This window comes from Spirosoma horti (genome assembly GCF_054776595.1).
Genome location: NZ_BAAHBQ010000004.1, coordinates 350847 through 369341 on the forward strand (window position 1 = coordinate 350847; position 18495 = coordinate 369341).

At 49.8% G+C, this 18495-nt stretch carries 14 protein-coding genes; 4 read left to right on the top strand and 10 right to left on the bottom strand.

The window, feature by feature from the left end:
* Positions 1 to 4 precede the first annotated feature (4 nt).
* Together ACYVAM_RS13035 and odhB are read left to right on the top strand one after the other, a co-directional pair.
* A complete protein-coding gene (locus ACYVAM_RS13035) occupies positions 5 to 2800 on the top strand; it encodes a 2-oxoglutarate dehydrogenase E1 component (protein ID WP_461067614.1) in 2796 nt (931 codons plus the stop codon).
* 90 nt (positions 2801 to 2890) lie between these two features.
* Positions 2891 to 4525 carry a 2-oxoglutarate dehydrogenase complex dihydrolipoyllysine-residue succinyltransferase gene (gene odhB, locus ACYVAM_RS13040; RefSeq protein ID WP_461067616.1) on the top strand — a complete coding sequence of 545 codons (1635 nt, stop codon included), beginning with the start codon at positions 2891 to 2893 and terminating at the stop codon, positions 4523 to 4525.
* Positions 4526 to 4608: 83 nt separating this feature from the next.
* Here the strand turns inward: odhB and gpmI are convergent, their stop codons facing one another.
* The 4 genes from gpmI to eno form a co-directional block, all read right to left on the bottom strand.
* Positions 4609 to 6186 carry a 2,3-bisphosphoglycerate-independent phosphoglycerate mutase gene (gpmI, locus tag ACYVAM_RS13045; RefSeq protein WP_461067618.1) on the bottom strand — a complete coding sequence of 526 codons (1578 nt, stop codon included), beginning with the start codon at positions 6184 to 6186 and terminating at the stop codon, positions 4609 to 4611.
* A gap of 82 nt (positions 6187 to 6268) precedes the next feature.
* A complete protein-coding gene (locus tag ACYVAM_RS13050) occupies positions 6269 to 6802 on the bottom strand; it encodes a low molecular weight protein-tyrosine-phosphatase (RefSeq protein WP_461067620.1) in 534 nt (177 codons plus the stop codon).
* A 69-nt stretch (positions 6803 to 6871) separates the two neighbouring features.
* Positions 6872 to 7183, bottom strand: a complete 312-nt coding sequence (locus tag ACYVAM_RS13055; protein WP_046375135.1) for an FtsB family cell division protein — start codon at positions 7181 to 7183, stop codon at positions 6872 to 6874.
* Positions 7184 to 7279: 96 nt separating this feature from the next.
* Complete coding sequence (eno, locus tag ACYVAM_RS13060; protein ID WP_461067622.1) at positions 7280 to 8560, bottom strand: phosphopyruvate hydratase; 1281 nt, start codon at positions 8558 to 8560, stop codon at positions 7280 to 7282.
* 260 nt (positions 8561 to 8820) lie between these two features.
* Here eno and ACYVAM_RS13065 point away from each other — a divergent pair, with 260 nt between their 5' ends.
* Positions 8821 to 9327, top strand: coding sequence for a hypothetical protein (locus ACYVAM_RS13065; protein ID WP_461067624.1), 507 nt, complete (start codon positions 8821 to 8823; stop codon positions 9325 to 9327).
* Between the two features lie 177 nt (positions 9328 to 9504).
* Complete coding sequence (gene recA / locus ACYVAM_RS13070; protein WP_461067626.1) at positions 9505 to 10599, top strand: recombinase RecA; 1095 nt, start codon at positions 9505 to 9507, stop codon at positions 10597 to 10599.
* A 238-nt stretch (positions 10600 to 10837) separates the two neighbouring features.
* On the opposite strand, the gene ACYVAM_RS13075 is transcribed toward recA, so the two are convergent.
* From ACYVAM_RS13075 to ACYVAM_RS13100, 6 genes are all read right to left on the bottom strand, one after another.
* A complete protein-coding gene (locus ACYVAM_RS13075) occupies positions 10838 to 11332 on the bottom strand; it encodes a DUF4126 family protein (RefSeq protein WP_461067628.1) in 495 nt (164 codons plus the stop codon).
* A 26-nt stretch (positions 11333 to 11358) separates the two neighbouring features.
* Positions 11359 to 12447, bottom strand: a complete 1089-nt coding sequence (locus tag ACYVAM_RS13080; protein ID WP_461067630.1) for an NAD(P)-dependent alcohol dehydrogenase — start codon at positions 12445 to 12447, stop codon at positions 11359 to 11361.
* Positions 12448 to 12539: 92 nt separating this feature from the next.
* Positions 12540 to 13586: an SDR family NAD(P)-dependent oxidoreductase gene (locus ACYVAM_RS13085; protein WP_461067632.1), complete on the bottom strand. Its 1047-nt coding sequence runs from the start codon at positions 13584 to 13586 to the stop codon at positions 12540 to 12542.
* A gap of 36 nt (positions 13587 to 13622) precedes the next feature.
* On the bottom strand, positions 13623 to 14780 hold the full coding sequence (locus ACYVAM_RS13090; RefSeq protein WP_461067634.1) for a zinc-dependent alcohol dehydrogenase: 1158 nt from the start codon (positions 14778 to 14780) through the stop codon (positions 13623 to 13625).
* Between the two features lie 859 nt (positions 14781 to 15639).
* On the bottom strand, positions 15640 to 16923 hold the full coding sequence (locus ACYVAM_RS13095) for a citrate synthase (protein WP_461067636.1): 1284 nt from the start codon (positions 16921 to 16923) through the stop codon (positions 15640 to 15642).
* A 246-nt stretch (positions 16924 to 17169) separates the two neighbouring features.
* The gene (locus ACYVAM_RS13100; protein ID WP_461067638.1) at positions 17170 to 18468 is read right to left on the bottom strand and encodes a metal-dependent hydrolase family protein; all 1299 of its coding nucleotides are present in this window, start codon (positions 18466 to 18468) and stop codon (positions 17170 to 17172) included.
* Between the last annotated feature and the right edge of the window lie 27 nt (positions 18469 to 18495).

Here is an 18495-nt window from a genome sequence, read left to right on the forward strand (position 1 = left end):
CGTCATGGACCAGTACTCATATATCGCTAATTCCGACGCGGCTTACGTAGATCAACTCTATCAGTCTTACAAGCAAGACCCACAGACAGTTGACGAAAGCTGGCAACAATTTTTTAAAGGGTTTGAGTTTTCACTCACCTACGGCGAAAAAGCCAATGGAACCCACAACGGTGAATCGGCTGAAGCAAAGTCGAATGGTGTTTCATCGAATGGTTCAGCAAACGGCCAGACGACATCGGCCAAACCGGTAGATGCCAGCCATGCTGAAAAAGAAGTGTCGGTTGCCAGCCTAATCAAGGCATACCGGTCACGCGGCCACTTACTGGCTAAGACAAATCCGCTCAAGGAACGCAAAAATCGTCAGCCTCGGGTCGATTTGCCGGATTATGCGCTGTCAGAAGCCGATCTGGACACCGTTTTCGAATCAGGAAAATTGCTTGGTATCGGACCCGCCACGCTCCGTGTCATCATGGAGTCGCTGCGTAAAATTTACGCCGGTGATATCGGGTTCGAGTATATGTACATCCGCGAGCTGGATGTAAAGAACTGGCTCCGGAACAAAATTGAGAAAGAAGCGCTCGTTTTCATGCCTACCTCGGATGAGAAAAAGCGGATTCTCGAAAAGCTCAACGAAGCCACCGTTTTCGAAAACTTCCTGGCGACTAAATACCTCGGCCAAAAACGTTTCTCGCTTGAAGGTGGCGAAGTGACGATTCCGGCGCTCGACACGATTATCAGTCAGGCGGCCGACATGGGCGTCGAAGAAGTGATGATCGGAATGGCGCACCGCGGCCGGCTCAACGTACTGGCCAACATTCTGGGCAAGTCCTACGAGTCGATCTTCGACGGTTTCGAAGGGAACGTACCTGAACAGGTACACGGTGACGGTGACGTAAAATACCACCTCGGCTATTCCAGCCTGACCGAAACCAAGTCGGGTAAGCAGATCAGTGTAAAACTGGCTCCTAACCCATCCCACCTGGAAGCCGTCAATCCCGTCGTGGAAGGCTTTGTCCGGGCGCAGGCCGATGAGGAATACAAAGGTGATTTCACGAAAATAATGCCCATCCTGATTCACGGTGATGCCGCCGTGGCCGGCCAGGGTATTGTCTATGAAGTGACACAAATGGCCAAACTAGCCGGTTATACAACCGGTGGAACGGTCCATTTTGTGATCAATAACCAGATCGGTTTCACGACCGATTTTGAAGATGCCCGCTCGTCTATTTATTGTTCAGACGTAGCGAAAATCATTGACGCTCCTATTTTCCACGTAAACGGCGACGATCCGGAAGCCGTTATTTTCTGTGCGAAACTGGCCGTTGAATTCCGGGAAAAATTCAACCGGGATGTGTTTATCGACATGGTTTGCTACCGTCGCTACGGCCACAACGAGGCCGATGAGCCGAAGTTCACGCAGCCAACGATGTACAACATCATCGAGAAGCATCAGAATCCACGCGAGATCTACAAAGAACTGCTCATCAAGCGGGGCGACGTAGATGCCGAACTGGCAACGCGAATGGATACTGAATTCAAAAAGCAACTACAGGATCGGCTAGACCGCGTCAAGCAAAAAGCCGAAATTCCGTACAAACCGCTTCGGCTGGACCTCGACTGGGCTGAGCTTCGGTTTAGCGAGCCCAACGATTTCGAGAAATCGCCCGAAACAGGTGTACCTGCCGAAGTCCTACAAACCATTGGGAAAGCGCTGGTCAAAACGCCCGAAGGTTTCAAGCCGCTGAAGCAGATCGATAAACTGCTGAAAGACCGCCAGACCATGCTCACCGACACCAAACTGGTGAACTGGGGCACGGCCGAGCTTCTGGCCTACGGATCATTGCTGCTCGACGGCAAACCTGTTCGGCTGAGTGGTCAGGATGTTCAGCGGGGCACTTTCTCGCACCGCCATGCCGTTTTGCACGATGCCGAAACGAACCTGTCGTATTCGTCGCTCGATTATATTGAGGATGGCCAACAGAAGTTTCAGATCTACAACTCGTTGTTGTCGGAATACGGCGTATTAGGATTTGAATATGGTTACGCCATGGCCAATCCACACGCGCTGGTCATTTGGGAAGCTCAGTTTGGCGACTTCTCGAACGGTGCTCAATTGATCATCGACCAGTTCATTGCGGCTGGTGAGTCGAAATGGGGTATCCAGAACGGTGTAACGATGCTACTCCCCCATGGCTACGAAGGCCAGGGACCTGAGCACTCCAACGCTCGCCCAGAACGGTATTTGCAGTTGTATGCTGACTATAATATGATCGTGGCGAACGTAACCACGCCAGCCAACCTGTTCCATATTATGCGTCGTCAGCTGGCCTGGAACTTCCGCAAGCCGCTGGTGATCATGTCGCCGAAATCGTTGCTGCGCCATCCGAAGTGTATTTCTCCGCTGGAAGATCTTACGAAAGGGTCCTTCCAGGAAATCATCGACGACAGCTACGCACAGGCGAAGAAGGTAAAACGGGTGTTGCTCTGTACGGGTAAAATCTATTATGACCTGCTCGAAAAGCAACAGGCCGATCAGCGCGATGACGTGGCCATCGTACGACTGGAGCAGCTGGCTCCGTTGCCAAAAACGCAGTTGGACGCGGTGCTGGCACAGTACAAAAAAGCGGAATTGATCTGGGTACAGGAAGAACCCGCAAACATGGGCTACTGGTCTTACCTATTGCGCATTGGTTTGAATCTGCCCATTATTTCGCGGAAAGCTGCGGCTTCACCAGCTACCGGTTATCCAAAAATACATACTCAGGAACAAGCCGATATCGTTCGGAGAGCGTTTGAATAAAAAGCAGTTTGTGGTTTGTCGTTCGTAGTGCTGCCAAAGGCTTACTGCGTTTTATAAAACGATAAACTACGAACCGAAAACTACAAAAAAATGGCCGTTGACATGAAAATCCCTCCTGTGGGGGAATCCATTACCGAAGTAACCGTTGGCACCTGGTATAAGAAAGAAGGTGATCACGTAAAAATGGACGATGTACTTTGCGGACTCGACTCCGATAAGGCTACGTTCGAATTAACGGCCGAAGCCGATGGTATTCTGCACATTCTGGCTCAGGAAGGTGACGTACTGCCTATCGGAGCCAGTATCTGTAAAATTGACGATGGTGGTAGTGCACCAAGCCCTGCCCCCGCTGCCGAGCCTGCTAAAGCCGAAGCACCGGCCGCACCGGCGCCACAGGCCGCTCCCGCTCTTCAGGCGGTGGCAGAACCCGTACAAGCTCCTGTTGCGCAGGCCGCATCGAGTGTGATCGAGATGAAAGTGCCCGCCGTTGGCGAGTCTGTAACGGAAGTAACCATTGCTTCGTGGAGTAAGAAAGACGGCGATCAGGTTGCCCTCGACGAAGTATTGTGTGAACTTGAATCCGACAAAGCTACGTTTGAACTTCCTGCCGAAGCGGCTGGTATACTCCGCATTGTGGCTCAGGAAGGAGAAACGCTGCCAATTGGTGCCTTGATCGCTAAAATTGAAGTAGGCGCTTCTGCAACTGCACCAGCCAGCACACCAGCACCCGCCCCTCAGCCAGCAGCGAGTACACCAGCACCCGAAGTCTCGGCCAATGGTCAGAACGGAAATGGATATGCCGCGCATTATCCATCGCCGGCAGCGGCTAAAATTCTTGATGAGAAAGGTATCAGCGCACAACAGGTTCAGGGTACGGGCGTGGGCGGACGCTTAACGAAAGAAGATGCGTTGAAAGCCTCTCCTGCTCCGATGCCAGCACCAACTCCGGCTCCAGCGGCTCCGCAAGCCGCGGCTAAACCGGCAGCACCAGCCCCAGCAGCAACGGCTCCCGCAGCGCCTGGTAGTCGGAATCAACGTCGGGAGAAAATGACATCTCTCCGCCGGACAATCGCCCGTCGACTGGTAGCCGTTAAAAATGAAACGGCCATGCTGACTACCTTCAACGAGGTAGACATGAAGCCAATCATGGACCTGCGGAATAAGTTTAAAGACAAATTCAAGGAGAAGAACGGCGTAGGGCTTGGCTTTATGTCATTCTTTACGAAGGCCGTTTGTATTGCACTGAAAGACTTCCCGGCAGTAAACGCTCAGATTGATGGTGATCAGATGGTATTCAACGACTTCTGTGATATTTCAATCGCCGTTTCGTCGGATCGGGGTCTTGTAGTACCCGTTATTCGGAACGCCGAACAGTTGAGCTTTGCACAGATCGAGAAAGAAGTCGTTCGCTTGGCTGGTCTCGCCCGTGAAAATAAACTGACGATCGAGCAAATGACCGGCGGCACGTTCACCATTACCAATGGCGGTACCTTTGGCTCCATGCTGTCGACACCGATTATCAACGCACCACAGTCTGCTATTCTGGGTATGCACAACATCGTTGAGCGTGCCGTAGTGGTTAATGGCGAAATCGTTATCCGGCCAATTATGTATGTGGCGCTGTCGTACGATCACCGGATCATCGACGGCAAAGAATCGGTTAGCTTCCTGGTTCGTGTAAAACAGATTCTGGAAGATCCCACCCGGATCTTATTCGATATGTAATTCATAACGCTACAACAAAAAAGCCGCTCCGATATTCGGAGCGGCTTTTTTGTTGTAGCGCGGACTGAAAACCCGCGATACTATTACTCTACAATCAGACTCACACCACCCATTTCGGCAGGCTGAGGAATACCCATTAGTTGCAGAATCGTTGGCGCAATATCAGCAAGTTTACCGTCTTTCATACTTGGATGGTACTCCTTGTCGATCAGGATGCAGGGCACCAGGTTCGTTGTGTGAGCCGTATTGGGCGAACCATCTTCGTTTTCCATGAATTCAGCGTTGCCGTGATCAGCTATGATGATCGTTGTATACCCGTGTGCCAGTGCCGTTTCTGTAACGGCTTTTGCACAGGCATCCGCCGTTTCGGCCGCTTTAACAACAGCCTCGAAAACGCCTGTGTGGCCCACCATGTCGGTATTGGCGAAGTTCAGGCAAACGAAGTTTACCTCTTCTTTCTCCAGTTCAGGGATAATGGCGTCGCGAATAGCATAGGCTGCCATTTCCGGAATTTGATCGTAGGTTTTTACGGGTATGACGGTTTCAACACCATTGGCATCAAGAACGGTCATCTCCTTGGGCGACGGGCATAACAAGCGCTTTTCGCCCACGAACGGTTCTTCGCGACCGCCAGAGAAAAAGAAGGTAACGTGCGGATACTTTTCTGTTTCGGCAATTCGAATTTGCTTGCGCCCTGCGTCAGCAATCACCTCGCCTAAGGTGTTATGCAGGTTATCTTTGTCAAAAATGACTTTTACACCGGCAAATTCACTGTCATAATTGGTCATGGTGATGTAATTCAACGACAGCTTCTTCATCCCCTGTTCCGGGAAATCCTTCTGCGTCAATGCCTGCGTGATTTCGCGTCCCCGGTCTGTACGGAAGTTGAAGCATAGCACTACATCGCCCTCTTCGATAACCGCTACGGGCGAGCCGATACTGTCCGTAACAATTAATGGTTTGATGAACTCATCCGTTACCCCGGAATCATACGATGCCTGTAACGCATTTGTTACGCCATCTGCGGTGATTTTTTCACCTTCTCCTTTTACCATCGCGTCATAGGCTATTTTAACGCGCTCCCAACGGTTGTCGCGATCCATGGCATAATAACGCCCGATAACGCTCGCAATCTGACCCGTTGTCACAGCCATATGCGCCTGCAGATCGGTCAAGTAACCAACACCCCCTTTGGGGTCCGTGTCCCGGCCATCCGTAAACGCATGCACGAATACATTGGTCAGTTCGTGGGCGTGCGCAATGGACAATAAACCTTTGATATGATCGATATGTGCATGAACACCGCCATCCGACACCAGGCCGATAAAATGAACGTTCTTACCGTTGGTTTTGGCATAGGTAAGGGCATCAACTAAAACCGGCTCATTGTCAAGGGTATGCTCCTCAACGGCTTTATTTACTTTTACCAGGTCCTGATACACCACCCGCCCGGCGCCCAGGTTCATGTGGCCTACTTCGGAATTACCCATCTGACCTGCAGGCAGGCCAACGGCTAGTCCTGATGCTTCCAGCTTACTATTTGGGTATTGAGAATACAGCGAATTCATGAACGGCGTATGAGCCGCTTCAATAGCCGACACTTCGGGCTTAAGTGGAATGCCCCAGCCATCGAGAATGATGAGAATGACTTTTTTGTCCATAAAAATAAAAGAGTGAAGTAGCGAGAGAGCGAACCGGAACGCCGGAGCTGAGCGAAAGAATGATTGCCTGTCTGTGACAAATTCACTCGTTCACTCCGCTCCGGCGTTCCGGTTCACTTTCTCGCTCTTTAAGATTATGTTGTTGAACCAAATACGTAAGTAGTTGCCGACAGCAGCGTAAGCAAATCTGGTAAACTTCTTCAAATACTTCCGGTCCTTCGTAGTAAGGGTCCGGTACGTTGGGCTGGTCGCTTACATCCGGGTCGAATTCACGAAGTAAAAAGATGGTGTCGTTCGTGTATAGCCCTGTACTTCGGTAATTCAGCTTTTCAATGGCTTCCAGGTTAGTTTCATCCATCGCCACGAAATAATCGAACTGAGCCAGATCTTCGCCAATTAAACGACGCGCCCGGTGCGACAGCGTTAAGCCATGTTCAATAGCGTTTTCACGGGTGCGCCGGTCAGGCAGTTGACCAATGTGAAAAGACGCCGTTCCGGCCGAATCAGCCTGAATCTGTTCATTGAGCCCGGCTTCGTCAATCAGCATTCGGAACACCCCCTCGGCGATGGGTGACCGACAAATGTTGCCATAACAAACGAAGAGGACGTTTATCATTTTAATGAGGAATGATAAATGATGAATGATAACGAGTGAGCATGCCAATCATTTATTATTCATCATTCATCATTTTTCTAACGGTTCGTTGTGTTCATCGACAATAACAAACACGTCTTCGCCGGGCTTTTTCATTAAATACTTTTCACGGGCAAACTTCTCCCGAAGGCGATCATTGCCGAGCACTTCCTGACGTTCAGTCTGGACCGCTTTGATTTTAGCCTGATAGAATTTAGCCTCCCCGTCCAATCGACGCAGTTCCCACCAGTTTCGAATCTGGGTTGGCAGATCGTTGGCATCAAAAAACGTCATCCACCCTACCAGCACTAAGCCGGTGGCGACGTAGAAATTACGGCCGTAGCGGAGAAGACGGTTAAACATGGTAGAGTAGGTATACGGTCTACGGTTTGTGGTTGGCTAACGCCTGTATTACCTGCGTCAGCCAACCACAAACCGTAAACCTCAAACCATAAACAATTAAAACTTAAGTCCTGGGAAGTACGCTGTTTCGCCTAGTTCCTCTTCGATGCGAAGCAGTTGGTTGTATTTTGCCATCCGGTCTGAACGCGAAGCCGAACCCGTTTTGATCTGGCCCGTGTTGAGCGCTACAGCAAGATCAGCAATGGTAGCATCTTCGGTTTCGCCCGAACGGTGCGACATGATGTTCTTGTACGAATTACGCTTAGCCAGGTTAACGGTATCAATCGTTTCGGTCAGCGAACCGATCTGGTTTACTTTAACCAGGATCGCGTTGGCAATCCCTTTGTCGATACCTTCCTGAAGGCGCGTTACGTTGGTCACGAACAGATCATCGCCAACCAGTTGAACAGGCGTACCTTTCAGCTCGTCGGTATGGGTTTTCCAGCCCGCCCAGTCATCTTCGGCCATACCGTCTTCGATCGACAGGATTGGGTATTTGCTAGCCCAATCTTTCCAGAAGCCCGCCATTTCGGAAGATGTCAGTTTGTCGCCGGTTGATTTTTTGAAATGATACACGCCTGCTTCAGCATCGTAGAACTCCGACGAAGCGGCATCCATAGCAATCCAGACATCTTCGCCTGGGCGGTAGCCCGCTTTCTCGATCGCCTGAATGATTGTTTGGATCGCTTCTTCGTTCGATTTGATGTTGGGGGCAAAACCGCCTTCATCACCTACGTTGGTTGCCAGGCCCATTTTTTTCAATACCCCTTTCAGCGTATGGAAAATTTCGGTACCCATACGTAGCGCTTCCGAGAAACTGGCTGCGTTGGCAGGCATTACCATGAACTCCTGGAAATCGATGGAGTTATCGGCGTGCGAACCACCGTTCAGGATATTCATCATCGGAACCGGCAACGTGTTGGCATTAACGCCACCAATGTAGCGGTAGAGCGGCAAACCTGCTTCCTGAGCGGCTGCTTTAGCGGCTGCCATCGATACGCCAAGAATGGCATTAGCGCCTAAACGGCCCTTGTTTGGCGTACCGTCCAGTTCAAGCATAATTTTATCAATCATACTTTGCTCAAAGACCGAAATGCCAACCAGTTCTGGGAAGATCAACTCGTTTACGTTTGAAACTGCTTTCAAAACGCCTTTGCCAACATATACCTTAGGGTCATTGTCCCGAAGTTCGACGGCTTCGTGGGTGCCGGTTGATGCGCCAGAGGGCACAGCGGCCCGACCCAGATAGCCATTTTCGGTGCGGACATCTACTTCAACCGTTGGGTTACCGCGTGAATCCAGAATCTGCCGGGCATGAATGCTTTGGATGGTACTCATTGCAAAAAAATAAGAAGGGTTAACAACGAAAAAATCTATCGTTCCGGCGTACCGGTTTATCGGGTTTGACTACCAAGCCGTTAGGCTCATGAGCTAACCAGCCGCAAAGTAACGAAATACAGGGCAAAACTTTAGAAAAGGAATGGGATTGGTTCGTGACTTAACGAATAATTCATGGTCAATAGGGTCTCGAAACAGAATTTACCAGAAAATGTTGTCTATTTGTGAGCTTAAGAACAGCCACTAAACCATCTGTACCTATGCGAGGACTTTTGTATTTTTTATTATTTCTGTTAGTTGTTTTTGGCGTACTCTACGCGCTCACAGGCTGGAGCTATAGCGATGGTGAGCGTGCCGGAACTGTTTCCAAGTTCAGTCGGCGGGGTTTCCTCTTCAAAACATACGAAGGCGTGTTGAATGTAGGCGGCTTCTCGGGTGAAACCGGTTCGCTTACACCCCAATACTTTGATTTTTCGGTGAAAGATGATGCTATAGCAAATCAGGTCACCCAGGCCGTTAAGACAGGCCAGCGCGTGACGCTGCATTACGAAGAAAAAATTCTGAAGTTTCCCTGGAATGGCGAAACGAAGTACTACATTACATCGGTCGAAATAGTTGGTCCGCCTGCTCGTCCGTATGGAGATGGGTCGGCGTATCCGGGCTATCAGCAGGGGCAGCCACAACAGGTTCAGCCGCAACAGGCACAACCCCAGAATCAGCAACCGGCACCGGCTCAGCAACCCGCTACTGCTGACTCAACCCTGTAATTGAAACAAGCCCCAACAGTCTGGCAACTATACTGAAAACCAAGTAGTTGTCAGACTTTTTTTTCGTCTGTGATTTACCCGTCAGACAATGGGTAAACGGCTTCAACTATTTCCTAAATCCATTTGGTAATCTGCCCATTTTTGGGTAATTTTATCTGTTTAAACAACCATCCTAACATGGCAAAATCAGATACGGCGCAAGCCACAGCATCTGCTAATGACAGTAAATTAAAAGCCCTTCAAACAACCATCGAAAAACTGGATAAAGCCTTCGGCAAAGGCACGGTCATGCGCCTGAGCGAAAGCAAAGTCGTAGACGTTCCGGTTATTTCGACTGGCTCGCTGGGCTTAGACCTAGCCCTCGGCATAGGTGGCTTACCCCGTGGTCGTGTTGTCGAAATTTATGGTCCGGAATCATCTGGTAAAACAACGCTGACATTGCACGCTATCGCTGAAGCACAAAAAGCAGGTGGCCTGGCAGCATTTATCGACGCCGAACACGCCTTTGACCGGGTTTATGCTGAAAAGCTTGGTATTGACGTGAAGAATCTGCTCATCTCGCAGCCCGATAATGGTGAACAGGCGTTGGAAATCGCTGAACACCTCATCAGTTCAGGAGCTATTGACATTATCGTTATTGACTCGGTAGCAGCCCTTGTGCCAAAAGCTGAGATTGAAGGCGAAATGGGCGAAAGCAAAATGGGTCTGCAAGCTCGTTTGATGTCGCAGGCGTTGCGGAAATTGACGGGTACGATCAACAAAACGGGTTGCTGCTGTATTTTCATCAACCAGCTTCGGGAGAAGATCGGCGTTATGTTCGGTAACCCTGAAACAACCACCGGTGGTAACGCGCTGAAATTCTATGCGTCGGTTCGTCTGGATATCCGGCGTATTGGCCAGATTAAAGAAGGCGCCGATAACGTGGTGGGTAACCGCACCAAGGTTAAAGTTGTCAAAAATAAACTGGCTGCTCCTTTCAAAGTAGTTGAGTTTGATATCATGTATGGCCAGGGCATCTCCAAAGTTGGTGAAATTCTGGATCTGGCGGTTGAAATGGAAATCGTTAAGAAATCCGGTTCGTGGTTCTCATATGGCACCAGCCGCCTGGCGCAGGGCCGTGATGCCGTTAAAGAGCTACTTCTTGATAATCCTGAATTAATGGGTGAGATCGAAGGCAAAATCCGGGCAAAAATTGCAACCGATGATGAAGCGCTTCTTGACCCCGTTCTTGCCGCCACGGCTGAAGACGATGAAGGCGAAATCGACGATTAGTTAACGCTCTAATAGCAAACGTCCCGGTTAGTGTGAATTTATTTCACAACTGACCGGGACGTTTTTTTATGACCTGTTTATGATACTCCAGGGTGATGTTGGCGGGGCCGCCCGAACGGTTCTTAAAACTGACAGGAGAGGTCTTTTAAAACCTACCGTCTTGACTAGCCTTGACCGGTAGGTTTTGAGAAACCTTCCTATGTCGGGTTCGTCAACCCGACGCCACATCAAGAAGTAACTAGACTGGTTTGGTGGCTGGCTCAATACTATTAACAACCTGCCAGCCCAGGCCAATAGCCAGCGCATCTTCGGCAAGTCCAACAGCGGCATCCGGTAAGCCAACCTCGAGATCCAGCCACCGGCGCAGGTTAAAGAAAAGCAGGGTTCCTGCTACTGCCCCTAAACCACCAGCGATAGCACCAAGCGGTACTTCTTTCCCCTCGACCTCACTTAGAAAAGCCCCACAGGTTGCACCTGAGGCAATTCGCGAAATGAACTGGGCTGGTATGGTGCGTTCCGGCGCGTTTGGTACTTTATCCCCTATCAACTCAGCACCAGCGAGTATATTCAGGCCGATCGATACAGGCGGTTGCGCTAAATAATGAACTGGCTTCTGCGGTTGTTTGGTTGGAATCGTTCTGACTAATTTATGACTGAGCAACGCTGGTGCTACGGCAGCGCGCATTCCGGCAATAACGCCAATCTGGAAGGCTCGCAAATAAGATTGAATCATGCGTTCGTTGAGAGATGAGTGGTCTATTAATCTTCGTTTTTCAGGGACTGCATATCGATCACGAAGCGGAAGCGGACATCTTCGTCCTGCATTCGGCTAAATGCCTTATTGATATCCTGGATTTCAATCATTTCTACCTCGGGAAGGATGGAATGCTCAGCACAAAAGTCCAGCACATCCTGTGTTTCTTTGATGCTACCAATCAGCGATCCCGATACAGTACGCCGATGCATAGCCACTTCCATGTTGTTGAGCGGGCTTTTGTAGTCGCCCAGAAGACCTACTGTTACAAGGGCTCCATCGCGCTTAACAACAGTGACGTAGGCATTCACGTCGAAGGGATCGGGAATGGTAATCAGGACCAGATCGAACGACAGTTCGTGAGCCGTCATAGCTTTCTTATCCGTCGAGATAATCACCTCATGCGCACCAAGCGCTTCTGCGGCAGCTCGTTTGTCTTCCGTATGTGTAATTACGGCTACCTCCGCTCCCATCGCTTTGGCTAATTGAACCGCCATGTGTCCCAAGCCACCCAAACCAACAACACCGACTTTACTGCCGGCTTGAACATTCCAGTGCCGAAGCGGTGAATAGGTTGTTACGCCTGCGCAAAGGATAGGCGCGGCCGCTTTGATATCGAGCGCATCCGGAATCTTCAATACGAAAGATTCCTTCACGACCAGGGATGTCGAATAACCCCCGAACGTATTGAACCCACTACCATCAGGTTTCATATAGCCATTGTAAGTAGCGGTCCAGCTAACAGGCCCTTCGCAATATTGCTCTTCGCCCCCGGTACAGGAATGGCAGTGTCCACAGGAATCGATCATACAGCCGACGCCTACAACATCACCTACCTTAAATTTGGATACGTCTGTACCCACTTGAGTAATGCGGCCAACAACCTCATGACCAGGAATACAGGGGTAAACAGTATTGGCCCAATCATTTTTGACCTGATGCAAATCGGAATGGCAAACCCCGCAATAGAGCACATCGATCAGCACCTGATCCGATTCAGGCGCGTTTCGCTCGATGTCCATGCGGGACAGTGTGCTCAGGCTATCGATAAGCGATGCCTTGGCTCCGTACGCTTTTGTTTTTATTGATTCCATAAAATTGAGTTCGTATATCAACTGTGTGGTTTGTGGTCTGTCATTTTGTTGCCCGTCCGTCAGGCAACTACAAACGGCAGACCACAAACTAATTAGGCCACCGCTTCCTCTACAGCGGCTTTGGCGTTGTGATAGGCTCCCTTGACGGAATCACCAACGGAAGCCAGTGCATTCTTGGCCTTATGTTCTGCCTTACGCGCTTTATAACGATACTTGACTTTATCGTACGAACTGATTGGCACCACGGATGAGTTGTTACGCGTCAGGAACCAAATGGCACCCACCACAACCGCTCCTATTGTCAGCGCCAGCGCCGTTTTCTTCTGCTCCTGCTCGGCTTGTTCCTTGGGTGTCATGTCGCTGCGTACGCTGGCCGCAACCATCGGATCGGGTAGAATATGGGACATGGCCACCCGAGCCTTATTCATCCACCCGGCCACAACATGGTCTTTGCCACTCATCAAGGCTTCGTAACCTTCTTTGGCCACTGCTGCCGGATCGGCCGTTTTGTTAGGATCAGCTCCTTTTGCTTCGGTGGCTCCGGCTACTTTGAAGAAATTGGTGTTTGTGGCGCCCGGCATTAATACCGTCACGGTAACATTAGTGTCTTTTAGCTCATCGCGAATGGCTTCCGAAAACGATTTGATAAACGCTTTAGTCGCCCCGTAAACGGCCATCAGTGGATTAGGAGCCACTGACACCTCGGAGCCCAGCATCAGAATCTTGCCCTCATTGCGGCTAACCATGTCTTTTACGTATAACTTGGTCAGATGCATGAGCGCTATAGCGTTAACCTGTACGATGGATAGCTCCTTTTGCAGATCGGTTTCCGTAGCAAACATACCGTACTCACCAAAGCCAGCATTGTTTACCAGCACATCGATGGCAAATCCTTTGCCCGTTGTTTCGGCATAGATTTCGTCGGGAGCAGTAGGGCTTGCCAGATCTTTATTGATCAAGGTCGTTTGTGTGCCGTATTGATTATAGAAGCTGCTGGCTAATTGTTCTATGCCTTCCTGGTTGATATCTACCAGAACCAAATTGTAACCGTCTTTCGCGAATAACCGGGTAAGTTCGCGACCAATACCACTGGCTGCGCCCGTAATCAGGACCGTTTTGCCATTATTTTTTGTTTCCATCGTTGAGTAAGCGGAGCAGCAAATGCTCCTGTTGAATTAAGGTTTCAAAATAACTTTCGTACAATCGTCTTCTTTGTGCTTGAAGATGTCGTACCCCCGAGAAATTTCCGTAAGGGGTAGCACGTGTGAAACAATATCGTCCAGCACAACTTTCCCCTGAACGACGAGGTCCAGCAGATGGTCAATGTTTTTATGCACCTGCGACTGTCCCTGCCGGATGGTTACGCCTTTATCGAACATGCGACCTAGTGGAAAATTGTCGAAAGGCGTACCGTAAACGCCAACAATGGTCACGATACCACCTCGGCGGACGGCCCGGAAGCAGGTCTCGAGCACACTATCAGTACCTTTTTCCAGATTAAAAACCGCCTTAGCCTTGTCCAGCACAGACCGGCTGGCTTCCATACCAACCGCATCCACGCAGAGATCGGGGCCGCGTCCTTCCGTCATACTCCGCAGTGCTTCCACCACGTCGACATCATTCGGGTTAAGCGTCTCAACGTTATTGACACGTTTAGCGCGTTCCAGGCGGTAATTGACCGGATCGATAGCAATCACCCGTCCGGCACCCTGCAACCAGGCCGATTTCTGCGCCATTAAGCCAACCGGACCAGATCCAAATATGGCTACCGTTTCACCACCTTTAAGTTCACCCCACTCGATGGAGCTCCAGCCTGTCGGGAAAATATCGGTTAGGAACAATACCTGTTCGTCTTTCAATTCTTCCGGCACATGGCGCAGGCTATAATCGGCGTAGGGCACGCGCACCGCTTCGGCCTGACCACCGTTATAGCCACCATAGAGATCGGAGTAACCGAATAGGCCACCGCCTTTTTCGGTTAGCAAACCGCCATCCGGACCGTAGTCTTCTTTGTTGGAGTTTTCGCAATGCATCTCCTGGTGGTGCTGGCAGAAGAAACATTTGCCACAAGCAATCGTGAACGGCACGACTACGCGGTCGCCTTTTTTGAGGTTTGTTACGCCTGAACCGACTTCTTCAACGATACCCATGAACTCATGTCCAAGTACTTCCGGTCGAAGCTGAGGCAAAAAGCCATCGTAGATGTGAAGGTCAGATCCGCAGATGGCGGTGGAGGTAACGCGGATAATGGCATCGCGGGAGTCTTCGATAGTAGGATCATCGAACTGTTCGTACCGGATGTCGCCGGGTTTGTGAAATACTGCAGCTTTCATAGTTGAGATCGAATACGCTTGAATCAATGAATCTATTAGAGATTGTAACGCACCAGGAGAAGGTTGGTTTAGATAAACCAAGTAAGTGGACCAAATTAGTAGAGTACGAACAAACTATGTTGGAAGAATCAGTAGCCAAGGTTATGCGTCATCTATTAAGCTATTTCGTCTGGGCTGGATATGGAAATAACTAGGCGTTACTGAAATAAGCCCCACTTCTACCCTAGAAGTGGGGCTTATTTCAGTAATCTATACGGCCAGAAGTGTCAGTTATTTGTACCCTCTGAATTTATCAAAAGATAAATTTTCAGATCAATAGTTTCACCCTCCCCTACCATTAATGACTTAGTAACCAATCTTATATATGAATAACAAAAGCCGGTAACACTATAGCGTTTGGGTACTACTATGCAAGAGAAGTACCCGTTGGTATCCACTTTAATTAGTTTATTCTCTAGTCTAATACTCGCTATTTTCAAGCCATTACCCGTTTCTTTATCCATTACTCTTCCTTGAATAATGGATTTATGCGAACTGGTCTTTCTTCTTGAACAGGTGTATGAGCTTTCATTTCCGGCTTGAGCGGTGCAGGAATTGACATAAAAAAGGCCAATTTTCATACTAATTAACAACAAATATGTAGCCATGCTATTTACTGATTTACTCAGATCAACAATTGTGATCAATCAATTAACAAGATCATTCATATTTATGGCTGTAGCTATATGCCAACCAAGCTAACAGCCTACAAGCACACACTATCAAAAACAGATAGTATTAATTTTAACGGTTTATAACGCAAAAAGCGCCGACTACATAGCCAGCGCTTTCTGTTCGTTTAATCGACTTATTCAAGCAATTACCGTTTTTCAATCGGTACAAACTCACGCAACGTCGAGCCCGTGTAAATCTGACGGGGCCGACCGATTGGTTCTTTTGTTTCGCGCATTTCTTTCCACTGAGCAATCCAGCCTGGTAAACGGCCAATGGCGAACATCACGGTAAACATGTTTGTTGGGATGCCCAACGCCCGGTAAATGATGCCCGAGTAGAAATCGACGTTCGGGTATAGTTTGCGCGATACGAAATACTCGTCGTTAAGAGCGGCTTCTTCCAACCCTTTAGCAATTTCCAGAATCGGGTCATTCACCCCAAGCTTGGCCAGTACGTCATCAGCCGCTTTCTTGATGATCTTGGCCCGTGGGTCAAAGTTTTTGTAGACCCGGTGACCAAAACCAAATAGGCGGAAGCCCGTTGTTTTTGCGTTTTTGGCCATCTCTATGTACTTAGAAACATCTCCGCCATCTGCTTTGATATCCTCAAGCATTTCAATGACTTCCTGATTTGCACCGCCGTGTAATGGGCCCCACAACGCACTGATACCAGCCGAGATCGACGAGTAGATATTCGCCTGGGACGATCCTACAAGCCGTACCGTTGAGGTCGAGCAATTCTGCTCGTGGTCGGCATGCAGGATAAGCAATACATTCAACGCTTCTGCCACAACCGGATCGACCTTATAGTCCTCAACGGGCAGCGAGAACATCATGTTGAGGAAGTTCGGAATATAATCGAGCGTGTTTTTTGGGTAGTTGGCCGGATGACCAAGCGCCCGCTTATACGACCAGGTCGCAATGGTGGGCAGTTTAGCCAGCAAGCGGATAATATGCCGATCAACATCATCGTCTTTCCCGTTTTCCAGGTCGGGGTAGAAGGCACTCATGGCGCTTACCAATGATGCCAACACACCCATTGGGTGAGCTTTCACCGGAAAACCATCAAAAATTTTCCGCATGTCTTCATTCACCAGCGTATGCCGACGAATGGCCGTTTCAAACGTTGTGAACTGTTCCTGGGTTGGCAGTTCGCCATAAATCAACAGATAGGCAACTTCCAGAAACGATGCCTTGGCGGCCAAATCTTCAATAGAATACCCCCGATATTGCAGAATGCCCAGCTCACCATCTAGAAATGTGATGGCGCTTTTTGTGGCACCGGTGTTTTTATAGCCGCGGTCTAACGTAACATAGCCAGTCTGATCACGAAGGTTCGAGATGTCGAAAGCTTTCTCGTGTTCGGTTCCCTCTAGTGTTGGAAAAGAATACGTTTTACCATCGACGGTTAATTCAGCGGAGTTTGCCATATAAAAAATCAGGGTAGAGTAATCAGAAACATTAAATTAGGTATTGATTGACTATCAGGACATAAATCCACAAGAGAGCCTCACGCCAATAGGCTATTCATGTCCGTCAGAACACAGAAATATAGCCAGCGAACTGGTCGGGCGAAATTAGTCCAAAAACATAAACGACAGATGAAATCGTACAAAAAAAGCCGTATTACGTTTGCATTAACGTGTAACCTAAAGATTTCACAATAAGTTTTCTCGTTACCGCTTAAAGAAGTTACCTCCTTTCATCACCATCCGCACCTGCTGTACATCGGTAATCGTTTTGGTTGGGTCACCCTGCACGGCCACCAGGTCGGCCAGCAAACCAGCCCGTACCCTGCCCCGGTCAGCCAGGTGAAAGACATCAGCATTGGTCGAGGTAACGGAGCGCATGACCGCCAGGGGTTTCATCCCGTAGTCGACCATCAGTACGAGTTCACGGGCGTTTTCGCCATGACTGAACACGCCAACATCGCCCCCGGCGCAAATGGTTACGCCCGCATCCAATGCTTGTTTAAAAGTCAACCGTTTCTGTTTCATGCGCTCAGGTTCCGGATCCTGTCCTTTCTTCCAGCCGCGATACTGGCTGATGGCATCGCCCGCAGCCAATGTAGGACAAAGTGCGGTACCCTGTTGTTTCATTAAGGCAAAGATTTCGGGCGTTCCGGCGTCGCCATGCTCAACGGTTTCGCAACCCGCCAGAATGGCCCGACGCATGCCCTCGGCCGTACCTGCATGAGCCACTACGCCCCGGCCGCTGCTCCGGGCCACCTCCACAATTAACTTGAGCTCATCGAGTGTGAACGTTGGGCGCGCTTCGGCCATCAGTCCCCAGCGGTAATCGGCATAGATTTTTATGGCATCGGCCCCTTTGCCAATCTGCCGTCGAACCGCCTGGATCAGTGCATCGTGTCCATCAGCTTCTTCGGCTCCCTGTGGCACGGTGATGTCGGGACCAAACCCCTTAGGACCATAGCTCCCCGTGGCAATAAGCGCTTTTGTGACAACGATCATACGAGGACCGGCGATAATACCCTGATTGATGGCCTGTTTCAAGCCAACGTCGTCATATTCGGCGCCTTCGGTCCCTAAATCGCGCACGGTTGTGAAGCCCGCCTGTAGCGTTTTCTGGGCATGAACGGTTGCACGTGCCACGCGTAACGAGCGGGCTTCTTTCAAAACCTGATCGTCCCAGGGCGTTTCGTTGTAGGGATGCAACAACAAATGCGAATGGCCTTCGATCAAGCCGGGCATTAATGTCTGGCCTTTCAGGTCAATGACTTCAGCACCCGCTACCGGAACCGAATTGGCCGGTCCAACGGCGTCAATTTTGTCTCCTTTCACGCGAACCACCCAGCCTTCGTGGACAGTTTCGCCGTCGAAAACCCGGTCGGGCCGAAGCAGGTACCCGACAGCCTCCTGCCGTCGGTGTGAAACAGGAGCAGTATTAAATTTCGCCGACAGCAACAGGCTGTCGGGTACAAGTAACAAGGCCATCAACCATTTATTCAACGTCATTGTATCCAGGTTTTAGGTAAATCTATT